Origin of the sequence: Campylobacter novaezeelandiae, from assembly GCF_018968685.1 — a bacterium.
GTDB lineage: Bacteria > Campylobacterota > Campylobacteria > Campylobacterales > Campylobacteraceae > Campylobacter_D > Campylobacter_D novaezeelandiae.
The window spans coordinates 1212698-1239163 of sequence record NZ_CP076657.1; the positions used below are offsets into that span (position 1 = coordinate 1212698).

Here is a 26466-nt window from a genome sequence, read left to right on the forward strand (position 1 = left end):
AGCTTTATAAGCTTAGATTTCATTTACCATATCAGCAGGATTTATCAAACGATCAAAATCTTTCTCACTAATCAATCCAAGTTCCATAGCACTTTGTTTTAAAGATATCCCTTTTTTATAAGCGTTTTTTGCAACTTTAGCGGCGTTTTCATAGCCAATATGTGGACTTAAAGCTGTTACTAACATTAAAGAATTATTTAAATGATATGCTATTTTTTCTTTATCAGGTTTAATGCCTTCTACGCAATGTATATTGAAAGAATTCATAGCATCACTTAATAAATCAAGACTTTGTAAAAAATTATAAATAATTACAGGCTTAAAAACATTAAGTTCAAAATTTCCTTGCGATGCTGCAAAACCTATAGTGACATCATTTCCCATAATTTGAACAGCAACCATAGTTAAAGCTTCACATTGGGTTGGATTTACCTTGCCAGGCATTATAGAACTTCCAGGCTCATTCTCAGGCAAAATAAGCTCGCCAAAACCACATCTTGGACCAGAAGCTAAAAAACGAATATCATTTGCGATCTTCATTAAATTCGCTGCTAAAGCTTTTAAAGCTCCATGTGCAAAAACTATAGCATCATGACTTGTTAAAGCATGAAATTTGTTTGGATTAGAAACAAATTTTATTCCAATGATTTTAGTTAATTCTTCGCTTACTCTTTGAGAAAGTTCTGGATGAGCATTAAGACCTGTGCCAACAGCTGTTCCTCCTATAGCAAGCTCTCTTAAATTCTCTAAAGAAAGTAATATTTGTTTGCGTGTATGTATTAGCATAGATAAATAACCGCTAAATTCTTGAGATAAAGTTAGAGGGGTAGCATCTTGTAAATGGGTGCGTCCAATTTTAATAATTCCTTTAAATTCTTTTACTTTTTGCTCAAAAACAGCAATTAAATTATCCAATGAAGGAATGAGTTTATTTTCAATTTGTTCAACGCAAACAATATGCATAACAGTCGGAAAAGTATCGTTTGAACTTTGAGACATATTTACATGATCATTTGGGTGTATTAATTTTTCTTTACGAAAATCTCCGCCTAGAATTTCAGTAGCACGATTTGCTATTACTTCATTTAAATTCATATTTGTTTGAGTTCCAGAGCCTGTTTGCCAAATAGCAAGCGGAAAATTATCATCAAATTTTCCCTCTATAATTTCATCACAAGCTTTTATAATAGCGTCTTTTTTTTCATTATCAAGTTTAGCTAGATCATTATTTACTATAGCTAAAGCTTTTTTAAGGTTGGCAAAAGCATAAATTAAAACCTTTGGCATTTTTTCATTGCCTATTTTGAAATTTTCAAAACTTCTTTGAGTTTGAGCCCCCCAATATTTATCATCTAAAACTTGAATTTCTCCCATAGTATCACGTTCTACTCTATACTGCATAATAAATTCCTTTTAATTAAAAAATTAATTTATATTAATTAAAACTAATATAAATTAAACTTTAAAATAATGACCTTAGATAAAAAATACTTTCAATTGAGATAAAATTACACATTTATTCAACCGTTACACTTTTTGCAAGATTACGCGGCATATCAACATCATTACCAAGCCTTATTGATATTTCCATTGCCAAAAGTTGAGTGATAAGCATCATTTCAAAAAATTCACACATATAGTGTTCTTGCTCTGTTGTTCTAATAAAATCATCGCTTAAATCAAATTCCAAAGGAGAAATACTAAGAAGAGTAGAATCTCTGGCAATCAATTCTTCTACGTTTGATTTTGTTTTTTCATAAAGCATATTTTTTGGCATTAAAGCAATAGTATAAAGTTTAGAATCAGCCAATGCTATAGGTCCGTGCTTCATCTCTCCTGCTGGATAACCTTCTGCGTGTAAATAAGAAAGCTCTTTTAATTTTAAAGCACCCTCTAAAGCTAAAGGATAAAATACATCTCTACCTATATAAAAAAAACCATGTCCATCTAAATATCTTTTAGAAATTCTATGAATTTTATCGTGTAATTTTTGTGTTACAACAACACAATTTGGTATATGGAGTAAAGCTTTAATTTCATCATTTAAATTTTGATTTTTCTTTTGAGCCATAAAAATAGCTAACATCCAAAGCGTTAAAACTTGCGTTGCAAATGCTTTCGTTGAAGCTACTCCTTTTTCAATTCCAGCACGCGTTAAAAGACTTAAATGCGCCAAACGCACGATACTAGAATTATCTACATTGCAAACGGCAAAAGTTCTAGCACCTTTTTCTTTGGCAATTTTCAAAGCTTCTAAAGTATCTGCTGTTTCGCCACTTTGAGAAATCACAATAAATAAAGAATTTTTAGAAATAATAGCTTCCCTATATCTAAATTCACTTGCAATTTCTACTTTGGCTTTAATTTTTGCAATCCTTTCAAACAAATAAGCACTAGCAAGTGCTGCATGATAACTAGTTCCACAAGCACATAAGGTAATTTCATTTATATCACTTAAGTCTTCATTTTCAAGCTCATCAAAAATAACCTCATCTCCATTAACCCTACCCATTAAAACTTCACTTAATACTCTGCTTTGCTCATAAATTTCTTTTTCCATAAAAAATCTAAAACCATCTTTTTTTGCGTAAGATTTATCACTTAATAATTTAGAAAAAGATTTATTTTTTAATTCATCATTTTCATAAATAACAAGCTCATCTTTATTGGCATAACCAAAACTTAAATCTTCAAGATAAATAACTTCTTCACTAAGACCAACCAAAGGAGAATCTGCTGATGCAAAAAAGAGTTCATTTTGTGAATTTCTTCCTATAATTAATGGAGCAGCATTTTTAGCAAAAAAAACTTTATTTTGATCCTTTTTACTAAGAAGTAAAATAGCAAAAGCTCCCTTAAGCTCTTTTACAGTATGTTTAAAAGCTTCAAAAGCATTTAAATCTTTAGCATAAAATTCAAAAAGCTTAACAATCACTTCGGTATCTGTTTGACTTAAAAATGAAATTCCATTTTTCTCTAGTTTATCTTTAATTTCTTTATAATTTTCTATGATTCCATTATGAATTACACAAGAATATTCTCCTAAATGTGGATGAGCATTTATCTCAGTTGCTTTACCATGTGTTGCCCATCTTGTATGCCCTATAGCAAAACCATAGCCCTCGCTTGTAAAATTAGCACATTTGTTTGTTAAATTTTCAAGTTTTCCAACAGCTTTAAAAAAATCAAGTTCCAATCCTTTCATAACAGCTAAACCAGCACTATCATAACCTCTATATTCAAGCTCTTTTAATCCATCTAAAATAATTTGTTTTTTTTCTTTATTGCCTATATAACCTACAATACCACACATTTTTATACCTACTTTTATATAATTTATTTTTAATTTTAACTTCTTTTTTTAAATAAATTCTATTCAGTTTAAAACACTATAAATAATCTTAATTATTTTTACTTAAAACAAGAAATTTATTTTTAAATAAAATTTTATAAACTCTTTTTCAGTAAGCTAAATTTATAATGCTAAAATTATAAAAACAACGGAATTATAAATTTATTATGAAAAATCTAATTACAAAGCTAGAAAATCAATCAAGGCTAAATGAAGAAGAGGCAAATCAACTTTGGGATTTAGATCTTTTTGTTTTAGCCAAATATGCTCAAAAAAAACGTTTTGAGCTTCACGGCAAAAAAGTATATTTTAATGCAAATCGCCATATTAATCCGACTAATATTTGTGCTGATACTTGTAAATTTTGTGCATTCTCGGCGCATCGAAAAAATCCCAACCCTTATATAATGACCCATGAAGAAATTATAAAGATCGTAGATGAAACTGTTGCAAGAGGAACTAAAGAAATTCATATTGTTTCAGCACACAACAAAGATACAACTTGGCAATGGTATTTAGAAATTTTTAAAATGATAAAAGAAAAATATCCAAAAATCCATATTAAAGCTATGACAGCAGCAGAAATTGACTTTTTGCACAGACGTTTTAACATGAGTTATGAAGAAGTAATCAATAAAATGTTAGAATATGGCGTTGATAGTATGCCAGGTGGTGGGGCTGAAATTTTTGATGAAACAATACGTGACAAAATTTGCAAAGGAAAAGTAAGTAGCAAAAACTGGCTTAAAATTCATAAACTTTGGCATCAAAAAGGCAAACAAAGCAATGCTACAATGCTTTTTGGACATATAGAAGAAAGAAAACATCGTATTGATCATATGCTAAGACTTAGAGCTTTGCAAGATGAAACAAATGGTTTTAATGCTTTTATTCCTTTAGTATGGCAAAGAAACAATAGTTTCATTCAAGCAGATAAAATTATGGATAGTGAGGAAATTTTAAAAACAATTTCTATTTCAAGAATTGTTTTAGATAACATTAAAAACATTAAAGCCTATTGGGCCACTATGGGACTTAATCTTGCTATGGTAGCTCAAGAATTTGGAGCTAATGATCTTGATGGAACTATAGAAAAAGAAAGTATACAAAGTGCTGGAGGAGCAAAAAGTGCTAATGGGGTTAATTTAAAAACCTTTATCGATATGATAAAAACTTCAAATCTAATTCCAGTAGAACGCGATAGTTTATATAACGAACTTAAAACTTATTAAGGTTTAAAAATGGATTTTTTCAAACTCAAACAAAATAATACCAATGTTAAAACAGAAATTATTGCTGGTATTACAACTTTTTTAACTATGATTTATATCATACCTGTAAATTCTCATATAATGAGTAATTCTGGCATGCCTTTAGAGGGATTAATCATTGCCACTGCTTTAGTTACCATAATAGCAAGTGCTTTTAATGCTTTTTTTGCCAATACTCCTGTAGCTATGAGTGTTGGAATGGGTATGAATACTTATTTTACTTTTAGTGTTTGTCTAGCTCAAAATATATCTTGGCAAAGTGCACTAGGTGCCGTTTTTATATCAGGTTTTATTTTTTTGCTTTTATCTTTTACAAATTTTAGAATTTGGATTATACGTAATATTCCTAAAGATTTACGTTTAGCAATGTGTGCAGGACTTGGATGTTTTGTAACATTTTTAGGACTTGGACAAATGGGAGTAATCGCTAAAGATGATAATGTTTTTGTGCGCATTGGAGATTTTAGTGATCCTAATGTTCTTTTTGGAATTTTTACACTTATTTTAATTTTATTTTTATGGGTTATAAAAATAAAAGGAGCTTTTATTATAGGAATTTTGCTTAGCTCCATTATTGCTTGGGTATTTAATATCAACAATGCTTCATTTCCTGAGCATTTTTTTTCTTTTCCAAATTTTAGCCAAGAAAATGGCTTAGGTAGTATTTTTGCCAAACTAGATATTTTAAGTGCTTTAAATATTTTTATGATTCCAGTTATTTTAACCTTTTTAATTACTCAACTCTTTGATAGTTTGGGCACTATTACAGGAGTTGGAGAAAGAGGAAAAATTTTTGATGATCCTAAAGAAGGAGAGAAAAAATTAGGAAAAACTTTAGCCAGTGATGCTGTAAGTTCTACAATCGGATCCATAGTAGGAACTTCAACTGTTACCGCCTTTGTTGAAAGCACTACAGGGGTTGAAAGCGGTGGAAGAACTGGACTTACGGCTTTAGTTGTTGCATTTTGTTTTATTTTAACATTATTTTTACTTCCTTTATTTAAGGCTATACCTGCTAATTCCATTAATCCAGTATTAATAATGGTCGGAATCTTGATGTTTATGGAAGTAAGAAATATTAATTTTAAAGATGATGCTATAGCTGTTGCTTCATTTTTTACTATAATTATGATGCCTTTTACTTATTCTATAACAACAGGCTTTGCTTTTGGTTTTATCTCTTATTTACTTGTGCGTATATTTAAAAAAGAATGGGATAAACTTAATATGGGTATCATAATATTATCTTTCATTTCTTTAGGAAACTTTTTATTAATTGCTTTAGAAGGAAAAATATGATTTTTTACTCTTATAATGAATTTGAAGATGATGTTAAAACTTTAGCAAGAGAGATTAAAGATAATTTTAATCCAGATGCTATAGTTGCTATAGCAAGAGGAGGAATGAGCCTTGGACATTCTTTAGCAGTAGCTCTAAATACACGCAATCTTTTTAGTCTTAATTCTATACATTATAATGACACACAAAAATTAGATACTATTAAAATCTTTAATATCCCTGATCTTAATGCTTATAAAAAAATTCTTTTAGTTGATGATATCGTAGATAGCGGAGAGAGCATCAAAGAAATTAAAAGAGTATTAGAAGAAAAATTTACCCATATTGATCTAAAAGTAGCTACAATTTTTTACAAAAAAAATGCTCTTTTAATCCCTGAATTTAAAACCAAAGAAGCAACAGAGTGGGTAAATTTTTATTGGGATATTCTTATTGATTAATAAGCTCTAAAAATTTTTAAGGATGCATTTGAAACTAAAAGCTATTATTTTACTTTTCTTTTTAATTGCCAATTTTACGTTTGCCAATGAGATCAACGACTTTGAAGATGAATTTTCACAATACAAAGTAAATGATCCTTTATCAGGTTACAACAAAGTTATGACACGCTTTAATGTTTTTTTATATGATTATGCCTTAAGACCTACCCTTGTAGCATATAAAAAAATCACTCCTGAGGCCTTTAGAATAGGTGTTAAAAATTTTTTTGATAATCTAGCCTTTCCTTTAAGATTCATAAATAATACTTTACAATTTAAATTTGAACATGCTGGAGAAGAAAGCAAACGTTTTATAGCTAATACTATTTTAGGATTTGGTGGGATAATGAATGCTGCTGATGCGTTACATTTAAAAAAATATCCTGCAGATTTTGGAAGCACTTTAGCTCATTGGGGTATAGGCAGTGGATTTCACCTTGTTTTACCGATACTTGGACCTAGTAATTTAAGAGATTCTTTAAGTTTACCTGTTGATTGGTTTTTATATCCTAGTGCTTATATCAATCCTGATTGGGCGAGTTTTGCAATAAGTGCTTATGCTTATGGCAATGAAATTTCTTTCAGAATTGATGAGATTGATGAAATTTATCACAATACTCCAAATCTTTATCCATTTTTACGTGATGCCTATGAACAAAGACGTATAGAAATTAGTAAATAAGGAAAAAAATGAAAAAAATATTTTTAATTTTAGCTCTTGTCTTAAATGTATTTGCTTTAAAGCTAGATGAAATTGAAAGTTTAATGCAAAAAAATATTGATCAAAGTCTTAAGATCCTGCAAAATACAAAAGGGGATAAAAAAGAAGCTGCAAAGGAAATTTTTAAACTTTTTGACCATATAATTGATTATAAACTTATGGCAAAACTTTCTCTTTCAAAATATTATAATAACTTAAGCAAAGAAGAACAAGAAAAATTTACACAAGCCTTTGAAGAAAATCTTAAAAAAAGCTTCACCGATAAACTAAATCTTTATAAAGATCAAGTATTAAAAGTAAAATACGGCGAAGAAAAAAATAAAAATCGTTATTTTTTAACAAGCTCAATGATAATTGATGGGGAAGAAAAAAACGTGATATTTAAATTTTATAATCAAAATAATAATTGGCTTATTTATGATGTAGATGTCTTAGGTATAAGCATTATCCAAACTTATCGCTCCCAATTTAGTGATATTTTGGAAAATAATGACTTTAACACTCTCATGAAAAAGATTAAAGATATCAACATAGACTAAATGCTAATTTATTTTCTAAAAAAAATTATTACTTATCCTAAAATTACCTTAATTAGCACTTTAGCTTTTTGCATCATTTTAAGTTTCTTTTCTTTAAAACTGCAAATTGATGCAAGTGCTGATAGTCTTCTTTTAGAAGATGACAAAGATTTAAAAATCTTTAGAGAAATATCTAAAGATTATAAGAGTGATGATTTTTTAATCATAGCTTTTAAACCAAAAGATCTTAATCCTTTTTCAAAACAAAGTTTAGAAAAATTAAAAAAAATACATAAAGATTTAGAAAATTCTTATAATGTTGAACGTGTTTTAAGTATTATCAATGCACCTCTTCTCCAAAGTAGCGATCAAACAGATTTAAAAGAACTTATTAAAAATATCCCAAATATTACTTTTAAAGATATCAATTTAAGCAAAGCTAAAAATGAAATTCTAAATAGTCCTTTTTATAAAAATAATATCATTTCTAAAGACGGAACAACTACAGCTTTAATCATTTATTTAAATCCTGATTTAAAATTAAATCAACTTTTAGATCAAAAATATAAAGCAAATCAATCACAAAAAGAAAAATACCAAAATCAAATCCAAGAACATCAAAACTCACAAAAAATCATTACAAAAAAAAGCTTAGATCAAATCAAGCATATTATGCAAAATTATCAAAAAAATGGAGATGAGCTTTATATTAGTGGCATAAGTTTAATAGCTGAAGATATGATTTCTTATATAAAAGATGATCTTTTAATTTATGGCTTTGCTCTTATATTGTTACTTAGTTTAGCCTTGTATTATTTTTTCAGATCTTTACGCTTTGTATTTTTGCCTCTTTTTATTTGTTTTATTAGCCTGAGTTCTGCAAGTGGAATTTTTGCTTTGCTTGGTTTTAAAATTACTGTCATCTCTTCTAATTATGTAGCACTAATTCTTATCATAACTCTTAGCGTGGTAATTCATTTAATTACGCATTTTATAGAATGCTCTAACAAATTTCCACACGCTAAAATACAAAATGTCATTCTTGCGACCCTTTTAGCCAAAGCAAAGCCAAGTTTTTACGCTATTTTAACTACAATGATAGGATTTTTAAGCTTAGTTTTTTCAAATATAGAGCCTATTATAAAACTAGGGATTATGATGAGTATTGGCATAAGCTTAAGCTTAATACTTAGTTATCTTTTCTTAGGAAGTATTTTAGTTCTTTTAAAGCCAAAAAATTATAGTAAAAAGGAATTTAAATTCAATTTTTTAAATTTTTGTGCAAAATCAAGTTTAAATCATAGAAAATTAATTTATACCTTAACTTTTTTAGCAAGTATTTTTGCACTAGCTGGAATTTCTTTTTTAAGGGTTGAAAATTCTTTTGTTAATTATTTTAAAGATGGAAGCGAGATAAAAAAAGGATTATTGCTAATTGATACAAAATTAGGCGGAACCTTACCCTTAGATATAATTATAAAATTTAAAGAAAATTCTAAATTTCGAAATAATGATAATTTAGACAGTTTTGAAAATGAATTTGAAGCTTTAAGCAATGAAAAAACATACTGGTTTAATGCAAAAAAAATTCGCATAGTAAAAAAAATACATCAATATCTAGAAAATAAACCATATATAGGTTCTGTTTTAAGCTTAAATAGTCTTTTAACTTTGGGAAAAAATATCAATGATGGTAAAGATCTAGATGATTTTGCTCTGGCCTTTTTAAATGAAAATTTACCCAATGATTTTAAAAAAGATTTACTTTCTCCTTTTGTAAATATAGACAAAAACGAATTAAGATTTACTATGCGCATTATAGATTCTGATCCGAATTTACGCCGTAATGAATTTTTAAAAGAATTAAATAAAGAATTAAACGAACTCTTAAAAAATGATGATGTTTCAGTGCAAATTGCCGGAGTTATGGTGCTTTATAATAATATGCTTCAAAGTCTCTTTTCATCGCAATTTAACACTTTGATATTTGTTATTTTAGTAATATTTATTCTTTTTATTTTAATATTTAAAGATTTAAAATTTTCTATTATCGCCCTTGTTGTAAATATTATCCCAATTAGTGTTGTTTTTGCTCTTATGGGAATTTTAAATATACCTTTAGATATGATGAGTATAACTATAGCTGCTATTTCTATGGGTATAGGGGTTGATGATGCTATTCATTATATCTATCGTTTTAAACAAACCATTAAAAATAAAAATATAAAAGAAGCTATTTTAAATACACATAATTCAATAGGATCAGCACTTTATTATACAAGTATAAGTATCATCTTAGGATTTAGTGTAATGATGAGTAGTAATTTTATACCAACAATTTATTTTGGAGCCTTAACTATATTTGTAATGATACTACTTTTGCTAGGAAGTTTATTTTTACTTCCTAGTCTTTTAATTACTTTTAAGAAAAATCAATAAGCCTTGCTTAGCACTTTAATCAAAATTTGTGCTAAATTTAAGGCTTTAAATCTATGCGAAATAAGATTTTTATCACGATCTTCAAGCTGAGCTAAGGTTTTTGTAAAACCATCAGGGATAAACAAAGAATCATAACCAAAACCATTTTCTCCTCTTTCTTCACAAATCACTTTTCCATGCATCCATCCATGCGAACTAAAATCTCCAAATTTAGAACTTATTCCAATAGCTGCTGTATAAAAAGCTTTACTTTCAAAAATACCTTTTTTTTGAAGCTCGTCTATAAGTTTTTTACGGTTATCCTTATCAGTTTGCGATTTTGAAAATCTTGCAGAATAAATACCAGGTTTTCCATCTAAAGCCTCAACACAAATTCCACTATCATCACTTAAAACAATAAAATCATTCTGCTTATCTTTATCCAAAGCATTAAAAACTGCTCTTGATTTTATTAGGGCATTTTCTTTAAAAGAAGTGCCATTTTCTTCTATATCAAAAGCTTGTATAATATCGCCAAATGCGTAAACTTCATAATTTGTCAAAATATTTTTACACTCATAAACCTTATGAGCATTATTTGTCGCAAGTATAATTTTATTTTTAAACATAAAATACCTCAGATAAATTTTATTTTATTATTTAGAATTTTAATCTTATTAAATAAGATAAAACTTAATACTTACTTAATATTATTAATAGTAAAATTATCCTAAATTAAATCCTTAGGTAATTTTATGTTTAATACTATTTTAGCTTTATCTTTCATTGTTGGAACAAGATTTTTTGGACTTTTTATAGTTTTGCCTGTTTTAAGTCTTTATGCACTTAAACTCGAAGCTGCAAATGAGTTTTTAGTAGGGCTTTTAGTAGGTGTATATGCTTTAACTCAAATGGTTTTTCAAATACCTTTTGGAATACTAAGTGATAAAATCGGACGTAAAAAAACTATGCTTTTAGGGCTTATTATTTTCATTATAGGATCACTTATTTGTTCTTTTGCAAATGATATTTATACTATGCTTATTGGAAGAATGCTTCAAGGAGCTGGTGCTATAGGAGCTGTGGCTACTGCAATGATTAGCGATTTTATTAATGAAGAAAATAGAGGCAAAGCTATGGCTATAATGGGCTCTTTTATAGGAATTAGTTTTGCAGCTTCTATGGTAATTTCTCCTTTAATGAGTGCTAAATGGGGGCTTTCAAGTCTTTTTGATCTAAGTGCTTTTTTAACACTTCTTTGTATTATCTTACTTTATACTATAGTTCCAAAAGAAAATAAGCTTTCACACGAAAACAAAAAAACGCCTTTTTTTCATCTTATTAAACAAAAAAATTTAGCTCTTATGAATATCACTAATTTTATGCAAAAAATGCTTATGAGTATTGCATTTTTAATTATTCCTATCATCTTAGTAAAACATTTTAATTTTGCACAAGATAAACTTTGGATTATTTATACTATATCAATGATAGCAGGATTTATTGCTATGGGATTTGCTGGAAGCTTAGGAGAGAGAAAAAACCTATCTAAACAAATTTTACTTATTGGGGTATTTTTTTTCATACTTTCTTATCTATGTTTTACTTTTTCGCATTCTATCAACTTTTTCATTTTTTCAGTTATTATCTTTTTTATAGGTTTTAACCTGCACGAACCCATTATGCAATCTTGTGCTTCAAAATTTTGCAAAGTCCATGAAAAAGGTGTAGCCTTAGGAGTATTTAATGCTTTTGGTTATGGGGGTAGTTTTGTTGGGGGGATTGTAGGAGGATTGTTTTTGCATTTTGATAAGCTTGAGATTCTAACTATAGTTTTAGTTGTTTTATCTATATCTTGGTTTATTTTACTTTTATTTTTAAAAAATCCAGCCGAATTTAAAAATCTTTATCTAAATCTTAATACACCTTTAAATTGGAATAAACTTTTACACACTAAAGGGGTTGTAGATATTTATAAAAACTCAAAAAATCTAGTGATCAAATTTGATAGCAAACTCACAAATAAAGAGGAATTAGAAGTGAAAATATGAATAAATTTTTCTTTTATCTCTTTCTTTTATCTCTTGCTTTTGCTAAACCCGATCAAAAAATTCCAGAAATTTCAACACCCGCAAAAAAGATTTTTTTTATAGAAAAAGCTATTTATTTCACTCATCATAATACAAATTATAAAATTTTTATCGCAACAAATAATACAAATGCCAAACAATACAAAACTATTTATTTACTTGATGGCAATGCTTTCTTTCCTTTATTTTTAAATCTTTTTTCTAAACCCATAAAAGAAGATCTTTTAATTATAGGCATAGGTTATGATACTCCTTTAGCTTTTGACATTAAAAATAGAACAAAAGATTACACGCCGGATAAAAAAGCTAGTTTTAAAGAAGGTGGTGGAAGTGATAATTTTAGAACTTTCTTAAAAACACAACTCATACCTTATATCGAACAACGCTATCGAAGTGATAAAAATTATAAAGCTATTTTTGGGCATTCTTTTGGAGGACTTTTTGCTCTTGATACGCTACTAAAGGATAGCAAACTTTTTAGCCATTATTTTATTATTTCTCCTTCTTTATGGTGGAACCAAACTAAATTTTTACCAGAAAAAATAAAATTATCAACATGCCCTAAAATCTATTTTGCATTAGGATCTGCTGAAAGAAAAAGAAATGCTTCTTTAAGCGTTAAAGAACTAAGTCAAAAAATTTCACAAGAAAGTTTTTGCAAAAGCTCTTTTAAACTTTTTAAAAATGAAACGCATGGAAGTGTTATTAACAAAGCTATGATCTATGCTAAAGATATTTTTCTTAAATCATCATCGTTTTAATCATCACTTTAGCCTTACATTCTGCGCAACAATAAAGTGTTTTAATTTTATTTTCATCACCATTAAATTTAGATTTCATAATATTAGCTATCTTTTCAACTGCTTTTTTTGTAGCAAATTCTTTACCGCATTCTATACAAGCAAAAAGCTCATCTTTTGCTAAAGTATGATATTTAAAATAATCTTTATTTAGTTCTATACCACTACGCACAAGTTTTAAGGTATCTTTTTCAGCACAACTTACCTCACAATATCCACAAGTAGTGCAAAGCGAGGGATTGAATTTTAAAGCATTTTCTTTAGAATCAGCGATCAATGCTCCTACATTACAAGCTCCTACACAAGAAAGACAAAGCGTGCAAGTATCAGGATTGACCAAAACTTGACCATATCTTAACCATTCCCCACTTTCTACCTTGCCTAAATCATCATCAGCGATTAAATGCTCTAATCTCTTAGCAAAAAGTTCTCTGCTTGTAAGAAAATTTGAATGAAGTTCAAAAGAAAGCCCTTCGATAAATTCTAATTGCTCCAAAGCATTTTCAAGCTCTTTTTTATCTTTAGCCACAAAAATGGCCTTTTTATTAAATTTTCTCTCAAAAACAGTATTTAAAAGATTGATAGCCTCATTGCTTCCTTTTGAAATAAAATCTGTATAAAAAACTAAATTTGCACCACTATTTTGTAAAAGGGTTAAAAAATGCATATTAGAAAGCCATTTTTCTCCTTCTATCATCAAAGGCAAAATATCCTCTTTTAAATTTAATTCTAAATTTTCTAAAGGCATTTTTTTAGGAATAATCACAATTTTATGCCCCTTATACAAACTTGCTATTTCAAAAAAACTATTCCTTGGCATAGGAGCATAATCAAGCGAACCACTAGGACAAATGCTAATGCACCCCCCACACCCTAAACAATCAATTTGAGAAAATTCTAATTCTCTTTTTTCATCATCTTTTAAAATAGCTGTTGTAGGACAAATTTCAGCACACTTAGCACAATGCTCACTGCGTCTTTGATGATATTGACATATATTAAAATCATAAGTGATATAGGTTTTATAATGATATTTTGGAGTTTTTTGGTTTAAAAATTCAAAAAGTTCTTCATTATCCTTAAAAGATCCTATATCAAAACATCCACTTTGTCTTATAAAGTCTTGACGCACTTGTTCTAAATTCTTATTAAAAAGCAAAATATCAAAATCAAGCTCAATCTCTTCATTGTCTTTTTTTACTATAGCACAAAGCTCACCAATCGATCCAAAAATAGATATGATTTCATCATTTTTAAAACTCAAAACCTTAAAATCTTTACTCTTTAAAAAATCACTAATTTCTTCTTTAATATCCACTAAAATGATATTTTTACCTACTTCTTTAACTTGTTCTAAATCAAGCCCCAAATCATAAGCAATCAATCTTGCTTCATAAAGCTTTGAAACATTTTTACTTTTCTTTAAAATACTATCTTTTGAATTTTTAAGATAAAAATTAATTTCAGGAGCATAAATTTGTGCCTTTTGATTTTTATCATTTGAAATCAAAAACTCATCTTCATTTGGTTTTTCTAACATTTTAATATCATCTTCTAAGGGGATTAAAAAATCATTTTTTACATAAACAAAATCTTGCATTTTTAACCTTAAAAACTTTGATTATAAATTTTATGTTAAAATAGCAAAATATTTTCTTAAGGTTTAAGATGAACAATTTTAGAGACTTTCCGCAAATTTCTAGCCTGATACAAGATGAAAATTTAAAAACTTATCCTTTATATCTTAGAACTTATTTTTCTAAATGTGTCATTAAAGAAATGAAAAAAAAACTACAAAAAAATTTAAATGAAAATATAGAAAAAACAGCAATCTTAAACGAAATTCAAAATAAAATCAAACACTTCTTAAAAAATGATCTTCAAAATCTCATCAACGCAAGCGGTGTTGTAATACATACAAATTTAGGAAGAAGTGTGATTGATGAAGAACTTTATGAAAATTGCAAAAAACTCATTTGTTCTTATTCTAATTTAGAATTTGATCTTCAAACGGGAAAAAGAGGCTCAAGATACGATTCTTTATTAGAAAAATTTAAAATCCTTTTTGAGTGTGAAGATGCTTTAGTGGTAAATAATAACGCAGCAGCAGTTTTTTTGATCCTTAACACCCTAGCCAAAGATAAAGAAGTGATAAGCTCAAGAGGAGAACTTGTAGAAATTGGTGGAAGTTTTAGAATCCCTGAAGTAATTAAAGCAGCAGGGGTAAAACTCTATGAAGTTGGCACTAGCAATAAAACACATTTAAAAGATTATGAAGAAGCCGTAAATGAAAACTCTGCTTTAATTTTAAAAACGCATAAATCCAATTTTTCTTTACTTGGTTTTCAAAGTGAAACAAATTTAGAAGAATTAAAGATCCTATCTAAAAAGAAAAAATTAATACTTTATTATGATTTAGGATCAGGGTGGTGTGAAAATCTTAATCCGCATTTAAGTAAAAATGAACCAGAAGTTAAAAAACTTTTGAAAAATTGTGATATTTTAAGTTTTAGTGGGGATAAACTTTTTGGCTCTGTGCAAGCTGGTATTATTTTAGGAAAGAAAAAATTCATAGAAAAACTTAAAAAAAATCAACTTTTAAGAATGCTAAGAGTGGATAAACTAAGCATTACTTTTTTAAATGAAACGCTTAAATTTTATTTAGAAAAAAAATTTGAAAAAATCACCACTTTAAAACTTTTAAACGACTCTTTAGATCATATCAAACAAAAAGCTTTAAAAGTTCAAAAAAATATAAAATTTAAAACCTCACTTCAAAAAAGTAAAAGTTTAGTTGGGGGAGGTTCTATGCCCGATAAAAGTTTAGAAACTTTCGTTTTAGCTTTTGAGGGCAAAGCTTTATTTTTGCAAAAAAAATTTAGAGAAAAAAATATCATAGGACGCGTTGAAAACAAAAATTTTATTCTTGATTTTAGAAGTATTAAAGAAGATGAACTACCTCATTTAATCAATATCATAAATTCAATGGATACATTATGAATTCTTTACTCATTGGAACGGCTGGGCATATAGATCATGGAAAAACCTCTTTAATCAAAGCTTTAAATGGTTTTGAAGGTGATACCCTAAAAGAAGAAAAAGATAGAAAAATAACTATCAATTTAAGCTTTTCAAATTTAAATTTCAAAGATAAGCGCATTTCTTTTATCGATGTTCCAGGACATAAAGATTTGGTTAAAACTATGATCAGCGGAGCCTTTGGTTTTAGTGCTTGTTTATTTGTTGTAGATATCAATGAGGGCTTAAAAGAACAAAGCTTAGAACACCTAGAAGTCCTAGAACTTTTAGGGATAAAAGATATTATTTTGATATTTAGCAAATGTGATTTGTGCGAGAATTTAAAAGAACGAAGTGAAAATATTTTAAAAAATTTAAATTTTACTCCTATAAAAATTTTTTATACTTCCATTAAAGATACAAAAAGTATAGAAAATTTAAAAAATTATCTTTTAACTTTAGAATGCAAAAATGCAAATGAGAATTTAATTTTTCGTTATTATATAGATAGAGTCTTTTCTCTAAAAGGTATAGGAACCATAGTTACTGGAAGCCTTAATGAAGGAAGCATTAGCCTTAATGAAAAGATCATATGTCTTGACAATCAAAAAGAACTTATCATCAAAAATATACAAAATCACGAAACAAATCATACTACAATAAAAGCTTATAACCGCGTAGCCTTAAGTTTAAATTGCGATCATAAAGAACTCAAAAAGGGTTATATACTTAGCAAAAAAGGTTATTTTAAAGCCTTTAAAGAATGCGACGTTTTAATAAAAGCAAAAAATTTAAAAAATGAAAAAATGATTTTTTGCGTTGGAACAAAACAAATAGAATGCAAAATCTCTATACTCAAACAATTAAAAAACGATGAATTTTTTGCTCATTTAAATTTTGAAAAAAATCTTTTTTTATGTTTTAACGAAAGATTTATTTTACTTCAAAACAACCGCGTTGTAGGTGGAGGAAGAGTTTTAAACCCTGTAAGTGAGCCTTTAAAAAAAGAAGCAAAAAACAAGCTTTTAAATCTCTTAAAAGAAGAAAAGCTAAAAGAAAGCTTTAACTATCTTAAAGAAATTCACAAATACGGTTTTGGCTTATTATCAAGTTATCAAAGGTTTAAACTAAGACACGAAGATGCTTTAAATTTAGCCAAAGAACTTGATAATGTTTTTGTAGATGAGAAAGAATTAAATATCTATACATTAAACAACTTAGAACAAATAAAAAAACTCATCACTTTTATCATAGAAAAAAATCCTTACGCCATGCTTTCAGCGCACTCTTTAGCCTTAAGAATTCCTTGGGCTAGTAAAAGTTTTTGCGAGCTTGCTTTAAAAAATACAAAAGAACTTAGCCTAAATAAAGGAATATATTTTAAAAAAGGGATAGATTTTAACAAAATAGAAGAAAAAAATAACAACGAACTTTTTAATATCATTAAAAAACAAGGAATTTATCCTAAAGCGCCGTATAATATCTATGATTTTTTAGATCTTGATAGAAAAAGTGGCGATGAGATACTAAAAAAACTCACAAAAAATTCCCTTGTAGTAAGATTAGCTCATAATCTTTTTATAGAAAAAAAGGCTTTGGATAATTTAATGAAAGAATTCTTAGAACTTTTAAAACACGAAAGCCTTGATGTCCAAAAAGTTAAAGAAAAATTTAATCTTTCTAGAAAATATGCCATAGCTTATTTAGAATACCTAGATAAAAATGAAAAAGTTCAAAAAATCAATGAAAAAAGATTTTTAAAAACAAGCATTTAACTTAGTATTATAAAATTAAACAATCAATTCAAAAAGGATATAAATAATGAAAAAATTTGCCTTAATTTTAAGCATTGCAAATTTAGCTTTTGCAGCTAGTAATGCCCAAATCAGTGATTTTTATTCACAAAGTATCAAAGCCCAATTTCCTAATGCAAAAATCAATATCGAAAAAAGAGAAAAAGCTGGTGATACTGGATTTGAAAGCGTGATTTTAAGTGTTGAAATCGATGGCTTAAAACAAGAAGAAATTCTTTTTACAAAAGATGATATTATAGTTCCTGATATTATCGATTTAAAATCAAAAATTTCTTATCGTCAAGAATATGAAATGAAAAAATTTCAAGACGCTAGAAATAATTTTATCAAAAACGCTAAAGCTGTAGCAGAAAAAGAAAAAATGGTTATCAAACTAGGAGATAAAAACAAACCTGCGATCTACGTCTTTACAGATCCAGAATGTCCTTATTGTAGAGAACATTTAAAAAATATCGATGAGGATTTAAAACAATATCAAGTAAATTTTATCATCACTCCAGTTCATGGAAAAAGCGCTTTTGAAAAATCAGCTCTAATTTATAAAGAAACCAAAAAAGCTAAAAATGATAAAGAAAAAATCGCTATTATGAACAAATACTTTGCTCCAGATATCAAAAATTATCCAAAGGTAAGTGAAAGTGAACTCAAAGAAGCTTTTGCCCTTTATGAAAAATACAGAGCTTTAGGACTTAGTGCTACTCCAACCATTATAAAATAATCGATGCTTTTTAAAGCATTGATTATTTAACACAAAACACTACAAAAATATTTTAATTTTACAAATCAAAAATTCTATAAAACATTCTTATGTCAAACACTTATCACAAATACATATTTATATCTTTTAAAAGCATAAAAGATAAAGTTATAACTTAAAAGCATATAAACTATATATAGTTAAAGCATAAAGTTTTTAATAACTTTAAAAGTATATTAGCGTGCAAAACCATAAAAACCATAAAAACCATAAAAACCATAAAAACCATAAAAACCATAAAAACCATAAAAACCATAAAAACCATAAAAACCATAAAAACCATAAAAACCATAAAAAGTATAAAAAGTATAAAAAGTATAAAAAGTATAAAGTTATTAACTATATATAAAATATCCAATAAGTATTAAGTTATAAAGCATAAATATATAAGATATATAAAAACATCAACTTATAAACTATACAAAGACATAAAAGCAATAAAGTATAAAAATAAAGTATAAAAAATAAAAATAAAAAAATAAAAGTATAAATATAAAAACATAAAACCCAAACAACTAAAGTCATTTGGGTTTAGGAGATTAAACTAGTAACTTAAGTTTTTACCATACATAATTAAATTGTGCATATCCTGTATGAGTATTACCATCTCTATCAAACATACCATTATAATTTAAGCTAAAATAGAAAGCTTCATTAAGAGGAATGATAAAAGATCCTGTTGCATAGCTTTGAACTCTTGGTAAAGTAAATTCATCAGTTGCTTTAATACTACCAAATCTAGCTTTAGCTTTTACGCTAGGATTGATATTAAATTTAGCTCCAAGGGTTAAAGAAGTTTTTAAATGAGGTAACCAATCTCTAAACCAAGTAAGACTTGTTTTAGTAGAGAATAGATTTAAATAGTTTGCATAAACTCTTTCTCCACCTTTAACAGTAGCTTGACCTATAGTATCTTGCATAGAAAAAGCCTCTGTATAGCCTCCTTCATAGGCTAAGCCAATTTCAGGTGAGAATATATCTTTATCATAGATAAAATTCATACCTATATCAGAACTCATACCATAAGCATAAGAATTAGGTTCAGCTTTAGCTTCATTAGTTCCTACTCTTTTAGTTAAATCATTTTTAATTAAGGCTGTTTTACCTTGAGCTTTGATATAAACTTCTTGACCTTTACTTGTAGTAAATAAAGTATTAAAGTATTTTAAACCTGCATAATAGGTTCTATTGTTGATATTAAAATAAGTTGAACTCATTTTTGTATCTTCATAACCTGCATACACACCATATATTCCACTATCTTTTAAGGTAGAATAACCTATGATAGTTCCTTTAGTATGTCCTTTACTTTCTTCATTTAAAGAAAGTTCAACATTCTGTGAAGAAGCATAAGGAAGGATAAATAAGGAGTGTTCTTTATTAGATCCATAAGAAGCATTAGAAAAATCACTCTTTATATAATCACTTGCATCAGAGTATAAATTACCCTTTTCAGACATAGCCATTCTTTGAGCTCTACTTGAATTTCCTAAATAAAAGCTTTGCATAGAATTGCCCATAACATTATCTATAAAGGTTGATCTTCTTGTAGTTGTAGAGATTAAGCTTCTAAAGGTTGCACCTGATATTGAAGCATTAAGGTTAAATCTTTGATAGATTTTTCCTGTTGTAGGATCATAGACTAAATCTATATCCCCACTACCATTGGTTGTTATGTTGCTTACATTATTATTATTGATTCCTGTAATTACATCACTTATATGATCAAGATTATCTAGATCAAGACCACTCTCATCTACAGTGATTTGATCAGCGGTTACATTAGAAGCACCATTTCCACCTACAACTATAGTATCTAAATTACCATCCTTATCAGAAGTTACAAGCCAATCTTCTATGACTATGCTACCAGATCCATTGTTGGTTAAGTTATGACCTTTATCATCTTTACTTATAGTTCCTTGATTATTTATAAAGATAGTTCCATTACCATTATTTGTGATACCACTTGTAATAGTAGCACTAGAATCATTTTTTAAGGTTAAATCGTTATTACTTTGATTTATAATATTACCATAGATAATTCCATTATCTGTGTTTAAAATACCTTTACCGTTTGTAGAAGTAATAGTACCTCCATTTTCAATAGTGATACCATGTTGTTGATTTGACACACCTTCTTGTCCTATGGTTCCAGTATTAATTATACCACCATTACCACCTTGGATAGTTCCAGCTACATTGATGCTTGTATTTACATTATTATTAGCTCCTATATAAATACCTGCATTACCACCTTCTAATTTACCACCACTTTCTACATTAATGCCTTCACCTTTAATACCTTTGCTTCCATCAATATGAATTGCATCATTTCCTGCTTTAATGATACCATTACTTTCTATAATGATTTTACCGATATCAGCTTTACCCGAAGTTCCACCTGCATCAAAAAACATCATACCATTATTGGCAACATCTATAGTGCCTTTATTAATAAAAGTTTCTATTTTATTACCAGCTTCTATAGCTATACCATTAGCTTGAGCACTTTTTATTAAGCCCTCATTAGTGAAAGTTTTAATATCTGAACTACTATAAAGATATACCAAATTTATTGCTGCACCAAGTTGAGTATTGCTTGAGGTTGATTCTATAGTTCCTTTGTTAGTAAAATTATCTATAGTAGAAGCTCCTAAATTTACTCCAGTTATAGCTGAAATAGTTCCAGTATTGGTAAATGTTTTTATATAACCTGAACGTAATTTTATCCCTGAAGATGCTTGTAAAGAATTTGCACCGGTTGGCTCAGTTGTTCCACTAGTTGTTATAAAACTATTATTAGTAAAATTAGTGATTGTAGAACCAGCTATATATATCCCAGCTCTATTACGCTGGTTACCACCTTGAATAGTTCCTTCATTATTAAAAGTTTCTACAGTCAAGCCATTTATATTTATCCCATTATTAGTTTCACTCTTAATAGTTCCACTATTAATAAAATTCGTTATACTTGTTCCACTAGCTATATTAATACCATGACCAGTATTACCACTTATAATTCCACTATTATTAAAAGTTGTAATCTCAGTATTACCAATATAAATAGCTTCACCATTATTAGAACTTATAGTTCCTTTATTGCTAAAGTTATTGATTGTAGATTTGCTACTATCTGTTCCCCAAACAACTACTCCATATCTAGAAGAACCATTACCTATGATGCCTTCATTTGTAAAAGTTTCTATAGTAGCACCACCTGTTCTATTTACTCCTACTTGAACACTAGAAGTATTATTTCCACCTATAAGAGTTCCTTGATTTAAAAAGGTAGTTGTTGAAGAATTTGGTTGAAAGTTTACTGCTTGTTGTCCAGCATTAGAAATAGTAATAGTTCCACCAGTTTCTATAACTAGAGTATTGCCAGTGCCAGTTACAGTATGAGTATTATTTAAAGATTGATTTATAGTAGTGTTAGTATTTTGATAAACACTTGCTGATCTACTTTTTAAATTTACTTCACTATAAGCTTTTACATTAGAATTATCTGCATAAGAATAAGAACTTAAAAAAGAAATTGTAACTAAAGAAAGAACTAGTTTTTTAGATGAGCAAGAATGGTTTTTTTCAATCCCCCCCCCCCTCATTTCTTTTTTAAATAAACCACGTTTCTTCTGACCCATTAATTAAACTCCTTGTGTTTATTTAATTTTAAAAAAAGAAAATAAAAAATTAATAAAATATTAATTATAGACTTTTTAAAATAATAAAATATTTTTAATTAAAAATTTATTAATAATAATTTTTAATTGATTATTTTTGTTTTATTTTTATATCATATAAGCGTTTTAATATGATTTAATATTTTTGAATTATTAAAAACAAAATTAAATAATTTTTAAAATAAAAAATTAATGAGGTTAAAAGTAGATTAATTTAAATTTTTAAGGTATAAATATATTTAATATTTCTATAAAAATTTAAACTTAAATATATAGCTTAAAATTATTTTTTCTTAGACTGGGCGATAAAACGTTTTAAAGCGAATTTTTCTTTTGTTTTTATTTCATAATAAATAATTTCATCTAAATAATATTTTATATCTTTAACATCTAAATTTACTCTTTTGGCATATTTTTCAAGTATATAATAAGGGATTTTGATATTTTTTTTAGAAAATTTTTTAAAAATTATTTTATAAATTTCTTTTTTTTTCACGCAAGAAAACCTTGCAAAAACAAAAGGAAGTCCTGTTTTTTCATACCATAAGCTACATAAATCAATATATTTTGTATCATCTTCTAAATAAAGCTTTAAAGCTTTATCTCCTATGATCACTTTTCCATCTTGTTTTAAAACTTTGGCTAAGGCATTTGAAGTAGCAGAGCTTGGATCTTTTAAACTGGGTGTATTTTTTTGCACTAAAACGCTTAAAACTTTTTTATAGGCACAAATTCCAATATCTAAATTTTGGTATTTTTTTCTTGCGCTTTCTATACTAGAAATAATAGCCCCATCGATTCTTCTATAAAATAAATCACGATTTAATTTACTAGGAACTCCTTTTTTAAATTCCATGGAAGCTTTAAAACCATTGGGTAAAGGATATTTTTTTAGATAAATATGCAAAGGCAATAAATTTATATAATCAATTTTCCCAAAAATCATTTATTTACTCTAAAGTATTAAATACCCTATCTCCAGCATCGCCTAAACCAGGGATAATATAAGCATTTTCATCTAAACCCTTATCAATACTTGCTATAAAAACATCAACATCACTATGAAAACGATTGAAATTGTTAAAACCCTCTAAAGTTCCAAGTATAGAGATAAATTTAATCTTTTTTATACCTTGTTCTTTTAAGAAATCACAAGCTTCAATGGCGGTCGAACCTGTCGCAAACATAGGATCTATGATGATGGCTAAACGCTCTTTGGCGTCTTTTGGGAGTTTTTGAAAATAAAACTGGGCTTTAAAAGTCTTTTCATCTCTTTGAAAACCCAAAAAACCAATACTTGCATTTGGGATTAGCTTAAAAACACTTTCAAGCATTCCTAAGGCTGCCCTTAAGATAGGGCAAATCATAATTTTTTCATCAAGTTCTTTAGCGGTTGTTTTTGCCATAGGGGTAGAAATTTCTTTATCTTTTAAATTTAAATCTTTGGTAGCCTCAAAAAGCAAAAAGGTGCTAATCTCATCAATAAGCATACGGAATTGAAAGGGTTTTGTTTCTTTATCCCTTAAAATTCCTAATTTATGTTCTATTAAAGGGTGTTTGACTTGATGAATATTTTTCATTTTAAACTCTCAAAGTATTCTTTTTCATTAAAATTTGCAATTCTAGCTACTTTATCTTTTACCGCAGCACTTGCAACAGCAGTGCTTACAATAGCCTTAACTCTTTCATCAAAAGGCTTTGGGATCACATATTCTCTTCCAAATTCTAAATTGCTTAGATTATAAGCTTTTTTAACTTCATTACTTACAGGCAATTTAGCTAAATCCGCTAAGGCTTTGGCCGCTGCTATTTTCATATTTTCAGTTATTTTAGTAGCTCTTACATCTAAGGCTCCTCTAAAGATAAAAGGAAAGCCTAGGACATTGTTGATTTGATTTGGATAATCACTTCTTCCTGTGCCTATAATAGCGTCTTTTCTAAGTCTTATAACATCTTCTGGCATTACTTCAGGAACAGGATTTGCCAAAGCAAAGATTACAGGATCTTTGGCCATTGATAAAATCATTTCATCATCTAAGATCTTAGGCGCTGATAAGCCTAAAAAAACATCAGCACCTTTTAAGGCTTCTTTTAAAGTTTTGTCCTTTGTATCTGATACAAATTCAAGCTTATAAGAATTTAGATCTTTTCTTTCTTTGTTTATCACGCCTTTGCTATCAACTAAAATGATATTTTCAACACCTAAGTTTCTATACATTCTAGCACTTGCAACCCCTGCTGCTCCAGCACCACTAATAACTACTTTAATATCTTTAAATTTTTTTCCGCTAAGCTCCATGGCATTCATAAGACCTGCGGTTGAGATGATAGCGGTTCCGTGCTGATCATCATGCATAACAGGAATGCCTAAATCTTGCAAAGCAGCTTCGATTTCAAAACACTTAGGTGCTGCTATATCTTCTAAATTTATCCCTCCGACACTTGGAGCTAGAAATTTACAAAAAGTAACGATTTCTTCAATGCTGTGTGCATTGATCTCAAGATCAAAAGCGTTTACATTTGCAAATTTTTTAAATAAACAAGCCTTTCCTTCCATAACAGGTTTGCTTGCACTAGGGCCTATATTTCCAAGTCCTAATACCGCAGATCCATCACTTACAATAGCCACTAAATTTGCCTTAGTGGTGTAAGTGTAGGCTAAGTCTTCATTTTTTGCAATCTCTAAGCACGGTTCTGCAACACCTGGGCTATATGCTAAGGATAAATCACTACTTGAATCCATATTTTTAGTTGGTTCAACACTAATCTTTCCGCCTAAATGATAGTTTAAGGCATCTTCTTTTATATACATTATTTCCTCTTTTCTAAGAATGCTTTGATTCTTTTTTTACATTCATTTACTCCTAAAAACTCTAATACCTCAAATATACTAGGGCTCACCGCATTTCCAGTTAAAGCTATGCGTAATGGCTGCGCTAAATCTTTTAATTTTAACTCATATTTTTGTAAAAATTCATTAGTAAATTCTTCAAAATCTTTAGCGTTATTTTGATCTTTTAATTCTTCACAAAACTTAGCTAAAAATTCTAAATTCTTTTCAGTAATAAATTTTTGCACTGCAACCTTATCATAATCTTTTGGTAATTCTATAATACTTTTTGCACCATTTATAATATCAAATAAATTTTTTGCCCTTTCTCTTAATAAATTGAGTAAAAAATTCCCTTTATTGATATCATCAAAATCAAAATCTAAAGATTTAAGCTCGAAATTAAGCTCATCATAAGATAAAGTTTTAATGTAATGGGTATTAAGCCATTCTAATTTTTTAAAACTATATGAAGATGCACTTTTGCTTATATGGTAAGGATCAAAGAGCTCTTTTAATTCTTCTATAGAAAAAATTTCATCATCTTTATGGCCCCAGCCTAAACGCACTAAAAAATTAAGCAAGGCTTGAGGGAGTATGCCCATGGATTTGTATTCCATTACATCTGTTGCTCCATGTCTTTTAGAAAGCTTTTTGCCATCTTCTCCATGTATCATTGCAACATGAAAAAATTTAGGTATTTTAAAATTTAAAGCTTCATAAAGAATGATTTGTTTAGGAGTGTTAGAAAGATGATCATCGCCTCTTATGACATTATTTACTCCCATTAGCGCATCATCTATCACAACAGTAAAATTGTAAGTTGGAGTTCCATCGCTTCTTGCTATGATAAAATCATCTAAAATATCTTCAACTTTAAATTTAACTTCGCCTTTTATACCATCGTTAAAAACTATTTCTCCACTAAGTGGTGCTTTAATACGCACAACAGGTTCTATGCCTTTTGGTGGAGTGCCTTTAAAATCTCTATATCTTCCATCGTATCTTGGACGCTCTTTAGCTTTTTCTTGCTTTAAACGTAACTCTTCAAGTTCTTCTTTGCTCATATAACAATAATAAGCTTTACCCTCGTTTAAAAGCTTTTGAATGTATTGTTTATAAATATCAAAACGTTCTGATTGATAAATAATCTCGCCATCATAATCTAATTTGCACCATTTAAAAGCCTCAATAATAGCCTTAGTAGCCTCTTTAGAATTTCTTTTTAAATCTGTATCTTCGATACGCAATAAAAATTTTCCTTTATTTTTTCTTGCATATAAATAATTGTATAATGCTGTTCTTAAGCCTCCAATATGCAAATAACCAGTAGGAGAAGGAGCAAAACGCGTTATAATATTTTCTTGCATTTTTTTGCCTTTTCTTAAATTTTTATTGTTATAATGCGATATTTCA

The 26466-nt window shown here is 28.1% G+C and carries 19 protein-coding genes and 2 pseudogenes; 12 read left to right on the top strand and 9 right to left on the bottom strand.

What is annotated here, in order from left to right:
- Positions 1 to 12: 12 nt before the first annotated feature.
- Positions 13 to 1401 carry a class II fumarate hydratase gene (gene fumC / locus CNZW441b_RS06185; RefSeq protein WP_131165872.1) on the bottom strand — a complete coding sequence of 463 codons (1389 nt, stop codon included), beginning with the start codon at positions 1399 to 1401 and terminating at the stop codon, positions 13 to 15.
- A 115-nt stretch (positions 1402 to 1516) separates the two neighbouring features.
- Positions 1517 to 3313, bottom strand: coding sequence for a glutamine--fructose-6-phosphate transaminase (isomerizing) (gene glmS / locus CNZW441b_RS06190; protein ID WP_131165873.1), 1797 nt, complete (start codon positions 3311 to 3313; stop codon positions 1517 to 1519).
- A 206-nt stretch (positions 3314 to 3519) separates the two neighbouring features.
- Here glmS and mqnE point away from each other — a divergent pair, with 206 nt between their 5' ends.
- From mqnE to CNZW441b_RS06220, 7 genes and pseudogenes are all read left to right on the top strand, one after another.
- A complete protein-coding gene (gene mqnE / locus CNZW441b_RS06195; RefSeq protein ID WP_131165874.1) occupies positions 3520 to 4584 on the top strand; it encodes an aminofutalosine synthase MqnE in 1065 nt (354 codons plus the stop codon).
- Positions 4585 to 4593: 9 nt separating this feature from the next.
- Positions 4594 to 5922 carry an NCS2 family permease gene (locus CNZW441b_RS06200; RefSeq protein ID WP_131165875.1) on the top strand — a complete coding sequence of 443 codons (1329 nt, stop codon included), beginning with the start codon at positions 4594 to 4596 and terminating at the stop codon, positions 5920 to 5922.
- Positions 5919 to 6362: a phosphoribosyltransferase gene (locus CNZW441b_RS06205; protein WP_131165876.1), complete on the top strand. Its 444-nt coding sequence runs from the start codon at positions 5919 to 5921 to the stop codon at positions 6360 to 6362. The genes CNZW441b_RS06200 and CNZW441b_RS06205 overlap by 4 nt, the downstream gene beginning before the upstream one ends.
- Positions 6363 to 6384: 22 nt before the next feature.
- On the top strand, positions 6385 to 7083 hold the full coding sequence (locus CNZW441b_RS06210) for an MlaA family lipoprotein (protein ID WP_131165877.1): 699 nt from the start codon (positions 6385 to 6387) through the stop codon (positions 7081 to 7083).
- Positions 7084 to 7091: 8 nt separating this feature from the next.
- The gene (locus tag CNZW441b_RS06215) at positions 7092 to 7661 is read left to right on the top strand and encodes an MlaC/ttg2D family ABC transporter substrate-binding protein (RefSeq protein ID WP_131165878.1); all 570 of its coding nucleotides are present in this window, start codon (positions 7092 to 7094) and stop codon (positions 7659 to 7661) included.
- Positions 7662 to 8187: pseudogene (locus tag CNZW441b_RS08295) on the top strand (RND family transporter); the annotation flags it as partial. It abuts the gene before it with no gap.
- Positions 8188 to 8246: 59 nt separating this feature from the next.
- Positions 8247 to 10079, top strand: a pseudogene (locus tag CNZW441b_RS06220) (efflux RND transporter permease subunit); the annotation flags it as partial.
- Here CNZW441b_RS06220 and rdgB read toward each other — a convergent pair.
- Positions 10073 to 10687 carry an RdgB/HAM1 family non-canonical purine NTP pyrophosphatase gene (gene rdgB, locus CNZW441b_RS06225; RefSeq protein WP_131165880.1) on the bottom strand — a complete coding sequence of 205 codons (615 nt, stop codon included), beginning with the start codon at positions 10685 to 10687 and terminating at the stop codon, positions 10073 to 10075. The pseudogene CNZW441b_RS06220 and the gene rdgB sit on opposite strands and share 7 nt — an antisense overlap.
- A gap of 126 nt (positions 10688 to 10813) precedes the next feature.
- Here rdgB and CNZW441b_RS06230 point away from each other — a divergent pair, with 126 nt between their 5' ends.
- Positions 10814 to 12109, top strand: coding sequence for an MFS transporter (locus CNZW441b_RS06230; RefSeq protein WP_131165881.1), 1296 nt, complete (start codon positions 10814 to 10816; stop codon positions 12107 to 12109).
- Positions 12106 to 12909 carry an alpha/beta hydrolase gene (locus tag CNZW441b_RS06235; protein ID WP_131165882.1) on the top strand — a complete coding sequence of 268 codons (804 nt, stop codon included), beginning with the start codon at positions 12106 to 12108 and terminating at the stop codon, positions 12907 to 12909. Before CNZW441b_RS06230 ends, CNZW441b_RS06235 begins: the two co-directional genes overlap by 4 nt.
- Here the strand turns inward: CNZW441b_RS06235 and CNZW441b_RS06240 are convergent.
- Positions 12890 to 14548, bottom strand: a complete 1659-nt coding sequence (locus CNZW441b_RS06240; RefSeq protein WP_131165883.1) for a 4Fe-4S dicluster domain-containing protein — start codon at positions 14546 to 14548, stop codon at positions 12890 to 12892. The genes CNZW441b_RS06235 and CNZW441b_RS06240 overlap by 20 nt on opposite strands.
- A 68-nt stretch (positions 14549 to 14616) precedes the next feature.
- Between CNZW441b_RS06240 and selA the strand changes: the two genes are divergently transcribed.
- Genes selA through CNZW441b_RS06255 form a run of 3 tightly spaced genes read left to right on the top strand, consistent with a single transcriptional unit; the run spans position 14617 to position 18498 of the window.
- The gene (gene selA, locus CNZW441b_RS06245; protein ID WP_131165884.1) at positions 14617 to 15948 is read left to right on the top strand and encodes an L-seryl-tRNA(Sec) selenium transferase; all 1332 of its coding nucleotides are present in this window, start codon (positions 14617 to 14619) and stop codon (positions 15946 to 15948) included.
- Positions 15945 to 17741 (top strand): selenocysteine-specific translation elongation factor, encoded by a 1797-nt coding sequence (gene selB / locus CNZW441b_RS06250; protein ID WP_131165885.1) that lies wholly within the window; start codon positions 15945 to 15947, stop codon positions 17739 to 17741. The genes selA and selB overlap by 4 nt, the downstream gene beginning before the upstream one ends.
- A gap of 46 nt (positions 17742 to 17787) precedes the next feature.
- Positions 17788 to 18498 carry a bifunctional thiol oxidoreductase gene (locus tag CNZW441b_RS06255; RefSeq protein WP_216681313.1) on the top strand — a complete coding sequence of 237 codons (711 nt, stop codon included), beginning with the start codon at positions 17788 to 17790 and terminating at the stop codon, positions 18496 to 18498.
- Between the two features lie 599 nt (positions 18499 to 19097).
- On the opposite strand, the gene CNZW441b_RS06260 is transcribed toward CNZW441b_RS06255, so the two are convergent.
- From CNZW441b_RS06260 to gltX, 5 genes are all read right to left on the bottom strand, one after another.
- Positions 19098 to 22181, bottom strand: a complete 3084-nt coding sequence (locus CNZW441b_RS06260) for an autotransporter outer membrane beta-barrel domain-containing protein (protein ID WP_425331625.1) — start codon at positions 22179 to 22181, stop codon at positions 19098 to 19100.
- 322 nt (positions 22182 to 22503) lie between these two features.
- Positions 22504 to 23166, bottom strand: a complete 663-nt coding sequence (locus CNZW441b_RS06265; protein WP_216681314.1) for an MqnA/MqnD/SBP family protein — start codon at positions 23164 to 23166, stop codon at positions 22504 to 22506.
- 4 nt (positions 23167 to 23170) lie between these two features.
- Complete coding sequence (upp, locus tag CNZW441b_RS06270; protein ID WP_216681315.1) at positions 23171 to 23800, bottom strand: uracil phosphoribosyltransferase; 630 nt, start codon at positions 23798 to 23800, stop codon at positions 23171 to 23173.
- The gene (locus CNZW441b_RS06275; protein ID WP_131186705.1) at positions 23797 to 25032 is read right to left on the bottom strand and encodes a malic enzyme-like NAD(P)-binding protein; all 1236 of its coding nucleotides are present in this window, start codon (positions 25030 to 25032) and stop codon (positions 23797 to 23799) included. The genes upp and CNZW441b_RS06275 overlap by 4 nt, the downstream gene beginning before the upstream one ends.
- On the bottom strand, positions 25032 to 26420 hold the full coding sequence (gltX, locus tag CNZW441b_RS06280; RefSeq protein WP_216681316.1) for a glutamate--tRNA ligase: 1389 nt from the start codon (positions 26418 to 26420) through the stop codon (positions 25032 to 25034). The genes CNZW441b_RS06275 and gltX overlap by 1 nt, the downstream gene beginning before the upstream one ends.
- Positions 26421 to 26466 lie beyond the last annotated feature (46 nt).

What these genes read in the sequence shown, in the direction of transcription:
- selA (WP_131165884.1), top strand. Translation starts at nt 14,617, where the DNA reads ATGAACAATTTTAGAGACTTTCCGCAAATTTCTAGCCTGATACAAGAT.
- CNZW441b_RS06275 (WP_131186705.1), bottom strand. Translation starts at nt 25,032, where the DNA reads ATGTATATAAAAGAAGATGCCTTAAACTATCATTTAGGCGGAAAGATT.
- CNZW441b_RS06260 (WP_425331625.1), bottom strand. Translation starts at nt 22,181, where the DNA reads ATGGGTCAGAAGAAACGTGGTTTATTTAAAAAAGAAATGAGGGGGGGG.
- CNZW441b_RS06205 (WP_131165876.1), top strand. Translation starts at nt 5,919, where the DNA reads ATGATTTTTTACTCTTATAATGAATTTGAAGATGATGTTAAAACTTTA.
- rdgB (WP_131165880.1), bottom strand. Translation starts at nt 10,687, where the DNA reads ATGTTTAAAAATAAAATTATACTTGCGACAAATAATGCTCATAAGGTT.
- CNZW441b_RS06215 (WP_131165878.1), top strand. Translation starts at nt 7,092, where the DNA reads ATGAAAAAAATATTTTTAATTTTAGCTCTTGTCTTAAATGTATTTGCT.
- CNZW441b_RS06240 (WP_131165883.1), bottom strand. Translation starts at nt 14,548, where the DNA reads ATGCAAGATTTTGTTTATGTAAAAAATGATTTTTTAATCCCCTTAGAA.
- CNZW441b_RS06210 (WP_131165877.1), top strand. Translation starts at nt 6,385, where the DNA reads ATGCATTTGAAACTAAAAGCTATTATTTTACTTTTCTTTTTAATTGCC.
- CNZW441b_RS06230 (WP_131165881.1), top strand. Translation starts at nt 10,814, where the DNA reads ATGTTTAATACTATTTTAGCTTTATCTTTCATTGTTGGAACAAGATTT.
- upp (WP_216681315.1), bottom strand. Translation starts at nt 23,800, where the DNA reads ATGAAAAATATTCATCAAGTCAAACACCCTTTAATAGAACATAAATTA.
- fumC (WP_131165872.1), bottom strand. Translation starts at nt 1,401, where the DNA reads ATGCAGTATAGAGTAGAACGTGATACTATGGGAGAAATTCAAGTTTTA.
- CNZW441b_RS06235 (WP_131165882.1), top strand. Translation starts at nt 12,106, where the DNA reads ATGAATAAATTTTTCTTTTATCTCTTTCTTTTATCTCTTGCTTTTGCT.
- mqnE (WP_131165874.1), top strand. Translation starts at nt 3,520, where the DNA reads ATGAAAAATCTAATTACAAAGCTAGAAAATCAATCAAGGCTAAATGAA.
- CNZW441b_RS06200 (WP_131165875.1), top strand. Translation starts at nt 4,594, where the DNA reads ATGGATTTTTTCAAACTCAAACAAAATAATACCAATGTTAAAACAGAA.
- gltX (WP_216681316.1), bottom strand. Translation starts at nt 26,420, where the DNA reads ATGCAAGAAAATATTATAACGCGTTTTGCTCCTTCTCCTACTGGTTAT.
- selB (WP_131165885.1), top strand. Translation starts at nt 15,945, where the DNA reads ATGAATTCTTTACTCATTGGAACGGCTGGGCATATAGATCATGGAAAA.
- glmS (WP_131165873.1), bottom strand. Translation starts at nt 3,313, where the DNA reads ATGTGTGGTATTGTAGGTTATATAGGCAATAAAGAAAAAAAACAAATT.
- CNZW441b_RS06265 (WP_216681314.1), bottom strand. Translation starts at nt 23,166, where the DNA reads ATGATTTTTGGGAAAATTGATTATATAAATTTATTGCCTTTGCATATT.
- CNZW441b_RS06255 (WP_216681313.1), top strand. Translation starts at nt 17,788, where the DNA reads ATGAAAAAATTTGCCTTAATTTTAAGCATTGCAAATTTAGCTTTTGCA.